2 protein-coding genes are annotated in these 4,815 nt (G+C 72.4%); both read left to right on the top strand.

Annotated elements, in window-relative coordinates; genetic code table 11:
• Positions 1 to 4,620, top strand: a 4,620-nt coding sequence (locus tag ACWDZ6_RS33265) for an SDR family NAD(P)-dependent oxidoreductase (RefSeq protein WP_451505813.1), incomplete at its 5' end; no start/stop codon positions are given.
• Positions 4,617 to 4,815 (top strand): beta-ketoacyl synthase N-terminal-like domain-containing protein (locus ACWDZ6_RS33260; RefSeq protein WP_351462052.1); only part of this gene is annotated, 199 nt, incomplete at its 3' end. The genes ACWDZ6_RS33265 and ACWDZ6_RS33260, both read left to right, overlap by 4 nt.

The raw sequence follows: 4,815 nt of genomic DNA, 5'->3' as shown, positions 1-4,815 counted from the left end.
ATCGACGCGATCGAGGCGCATGGCACCGGTACGTCTCTGGGTGACCCGATCGAGGCGGGCGCGCTGGCCGAGGTGTTCGGCCCCGGGCGCGACGCGCAGCGGCCGGTCTTCCTGGGTTCGTCGAAGTCGAACATCGGCCACGCGCAGGCCGCGGCAGGTGTCGTCGGCGTCATCAAGACCATCCTCGCCCTGCAGAACGAGAAGCTGCCCAAGACCCTGCACGCCGACGAGCCTTCGCCGCTCATCGAGTGGGCGGACAGCGGCCTCCAGCTCCTTCAGGAAGCCCGGCCCTGGACGCGGGAGGAGGGGCGTCCGCGTCGGGCGGGTGTGTCGTCGTTCGGTCTGAGCGGCACCAACGCACACGTCATCGTCGAGGAGCCGCCCGTACGGGAGGTGGTTGCCGAGGCCGCCACGCACACCCCACCCGCGGCGGCTCCCGTGGCACTGCCCGTGGTGGTGTCGGCACACGACGAGAAGGCACTGCGGGAGCAGGCCGGCCGCTGGGCGTCCTGGCTGGCGGACCACGCGGACGTGTCCCTCGCGGACGTGGCCGTGACCGCGGCCCGCCACCGTACGCACTTCCAGCAGCGAGCGGCCGTCACTGCCGCCTCCACAGCTGACCTCGTCGACGGACTGCGGGCACTGGCCGACGCCACCCCCCACCCCGCCCTCGTCCAGGGCACCGCACAGCCCCGGGCCAAGACCGTGTTCGTCTTTCCCGGCCAGGGCACCGACTGGGAAGGCATGGGCCGGCAACTGCTGGAGCAGAGCCCGGCGTTCCTGGAGGCCGCCACGGCATGCGACGCGGCGCTGGTGCCGTTCACCGGCTGGTCGGCCCTCGCGCGGCTGCGCGGCGAAGGCTCCGCCCAGCTGCCGTTCGAGCGGCTGGACGTGGTCCAGCCGGTGCTGTTCACGATGTACATCGGCCTGGCGGCCGCCTGGCGGTCGCTCGGTCTGGAGCCGGCAGCCGTGATGGGCCACAGCCAGGGCGAGGTCGCCGCGGCCGTGGTCGCGGGGGCACTGACCGTCGAGGAAGGCGCCCGCATCGTCGCGGTACGCAGCCAGGCGCTGCAGCGAGACGGCGGCGGCGGGGAAATGGCCGTGGTCGAACTGCCGGTCGCCGACGTGCAGGCCCGTATCGCCCCCTACGCAGAGGCATTGTCGATCGCCGGAGTCAACACCGAGCGGTGGACCGTGATCTCCGGCGACGCCGACGCCGTCAACGACGTCCTCATGGATCTCGACGACGACGACGTGGTCTGCGGCAAACTCAACGCGGCCTGCGCCTCCCACAGCGCACACATGGACCCGCTCCTGCCCGCCCTGCGCGAACAGTTCGCCGCGCTGCGCCCCCGGCAGACCAGCATCCCCTTCTGCTCGACGGTCACCGGCACCGTCGTCGACGGCCGCGAGCTGGACGGCGACTACTGGTGCCGCAACCTCCGCGAGCCGGTACGGCTCGACCTGGCCCAGGCCCGACTCCTCGAGGACGGCCACGATGTGTTCGTCGAGGTCAGCCCGCACCCCGTCCTGGTGATGCCGCTCACGAACGGCAGCGCCGCCGCGGGCGGTGTGGTGGTGCCGACACTCCAGCGCGACCAGGGCGATGTGTCCCAACTTCTGCGGACCATGTCCCTGCTGCACGTCCAGGGCCACGACACCGACTGGTCGCGCGCCCTGCCCACCGAGCCCGGCACTCAGGCGCCGGTGAACCTGCCCACGTACGCCTTCCAGCGCGAACGCTTCTGGACCGAGTCGGCGGCTCCGGCGGGCGACGCCCACTCCATGGGCCTGCTTCCGGCGCACCACCCGTGGCTCGGTGCCGTCACGACGATGGCGAACGGAGAGGGCCAGGTGCTGACCGGCCGGCTCGCCCCGGCCGCCCACCCGTGGCTGCGTGACCACGCGGCCTTCGGCACGGTCCTCGTGCCCGGCACCGGCCTGCTGGAACTGGCGCTGGCCGCCGCCCGCGAAGCCGGTGCCGGCCAGGTCGGCGCGCTGACCCTGGCCGAGCCGCTGATCCTGGACGACGACACACCCATCCAGGTGCAGGTCGTCCTCGACGCGCCCGGCCTCGACGGCGAGCGCACCGTGGCTGTCTACAGCAGGCGCGAGTCGGACCAGGAGACCTGGACATGCCATGCCACCGGCCGACTGCTCCAGGACGGCGACCCGACGGGCACCGCGGAGGAAGGCTTCGCCGAGCTGAGCGCCTGGCCCGTGGACGGGGCCGAGCCGGTGCCCCTGGACGGATTCTACGAGCGTCTGGACGCCCAGGGAGTGCAGTACGGCCCGGCGTTCCAGGGTCTGAGTGAACTGTGGCGCGACGGCGACACCGCCTATGGGCTCGTGCGCCTGCCGGAAGGCGTCCCCGGACAGGACTACGGAATCCACCCCGCCCTCCTCGACGCGGCCTTGCACACCCTGCAGGCAGTCAGGGACAAGGACGCGACCGACCGCCGGGTCCTGCTGCCCTTCGAATGGGAGGGCGTGGAACTGTACGCCGTCGGAAGTTCGACCCTGCGCGTCCGTATCGACCTGGACACCGCACGCTCCACCGCACGGGTCCGGGTCGCCGACGCACAGGGCAGGCCGGTGGCCGCCGTGCGCGCGCTGCGGCTGCGCGAGGCCACACCGGAGCAGATTCGCGCCGGGCGCCCCGTCGACCACCTTTACGAAGTGCGGCACCAGCCCCTGCGCAAGCCGTCCGGGGCCGCGCCGCAGCCCACCACCTGGGTGCTCGGAGGCAGCGGCGAACTGGCGGGCGCCCTGCGCGCCGACAGCGTCACGGACACCGACGCGCTGATCGCCCGGCTCGACGAAGGCGGCCTGCCGCCGGAGCGCGTGGTGGTCGACGCGACGGAGACGGCCACCGACATCCCCTCCGCACTCCGGGCCGCGACGGGCGACGCCCTCACGCTGGTCCAGCGGCTGCTCGGAGAACCGCGCCTGGACGCCACCGAACTGGCCTGGGTCACGGCAGACGCCGCCCTGCCCGCAGCGGCGCACGACCTTGCGGGCGCGTCGCTGCGGGGGCTGCTCCGGTCGGTGCGTTCGGAGAACCCGGAGCGGACGATACGGACGGTCGACATCACCAACGACGAGGCGGCGTCCCCGGACCTGCTCGCACACGCCCTGTCGGCACAGGATGAACCGGAGACGGTCGTACGCGCGGGCGAGATCCTTGCCCCACGCCTGGTACGGGCCACCCCACCCCCGGCCGGAGATCCCGCCCCGCACCGCGAGTGGAATCCGGACGCGACACTCCTGATCACCGGGGGCACCGGTGAACTGGGCCGCGAGATCGCCGGGCACTTCGTACGCGAACACGGCGTACGGCACCTGGTGCTGACGTCCCGGCAGGGACCCGAAGCACCCGGCGCCGCCGACCTGGCAGACGAGCTTCAGCAAGCGGGCGCCACCGACGTACGAGTGGTGGCCTGTGACGTCGCCGACCGTGAACAGCTCGCCGCGGTACTCGACCAGGCCGACGCCGACCACCCGTGGGGCGGCGTCGTGCACCTGGCGGCGGTCCTCGACGACGGGCTCGCCGTGGGACAGGACACCGAACGCCTGTGGCACGTAATGGCGCCGAAGGCTGCGGGCGCGGCACATCTGCACGAACTCACCCGCGACCTGGACCTGTCGCTGTTCGTGCTCTTCTCCTCGGTGGCCGGCGTCATGGGCGGCGCGGGACAGAGCACCTACGCGGCGGCGAACACGTTCCTCGACGCGCTGGCCGCCCGGCGGCGCGCCGAAGGCCTGACCGGCACCAGCCTCTCGTGGGGTCTGTGGCAGCAGGCGGGCGCGGGACCGACGGCCGGCCTCGGCCGGGCCGACCTCTCCAGAATGCGCCGCCAGGGCATCGCCGCCCTGACCCCGACGCAGGCACTGCGGCTGCTGGACACCGCTCTGACGTGGTCCGGCGCCCACTACGTGCCCGTCAAGCTGGACATCGGCGCGCTCCAACGCGGCGTCGAGAAGGGCGAGGAGACCCCCGCGCTGCTGCGGGGACTGCTCCGCGGCCGGATGCGCAGGGTGCAGGATACCGCGGCGGCACCGGCACAGCTCAGGGACCGGCTGGCGGCACTGTCGGCCAAGGAACAGAAGCGGCTGCTGCTCCAGACAGTCCGGGGCGAGGCCTCCGTCGTCCTCGGCCTGGGCGACTCGGACGTCATGGGCGCCGAACAGGTGCTCAAGGAGGCGGGCCTCGACTCCCTCATGGCCGTCGAGCTGCGCCGCCGCCTGTCGGCGGAGACCGGCATCGCACTCCCGGCGACGCTGGCCTTCGACCATCCGACGCCCACCGCCATAGCCGCGTTCCTGCTGGAGCAGATCGCCCCGGCGACCGCGACGTCAGCCGTGGCCGGCGGCTCCGGCCGCACTGTGGCGGCCACCCTCACGAAGACACAGATCGACGGCCTGGTGGAACTACTGCGTTCCGCGACGCCGAAGCAACTCGAAGAACAGGGACTGGCAGGAGGACTGCTGGCTCTCAAGGACGGACTGGCGAAGGTCGTCGACCTCGGTCCGCCCGACCCCGGGAGCCAACTCGATGCCGACGGCAGCACCGAAGACCTTCTGCGGTTCCTTGACGACAAGTTTGGAGTCAGTTCATGAGCGGGTCCGACGTCAAGAAGCTCGAGTCCCACCTCAGGCGTGCCACCACCGCACTGCTCAACTCCGAGAAGGCACTCGGCGCGGAAAGGGCCTCGCGCACCGAGCCGATCGCTGTGGTGTCGATGGCGTGCCGGCTGCCGGGCGGGATCGACACGCCGGAGGGCTTCTGGGAGCTGCTGGCGTCGGGCGGCGATG

The sequence above is a fragment of the Streptomyces sp. NPDC002926 genome, assembly GCF_053591755.1.
The sequence above is the reverse complement of the archived record's forward strand: the minus strand, read 5'-3'. Positions and strand labels throughout refer to the sequence as shown.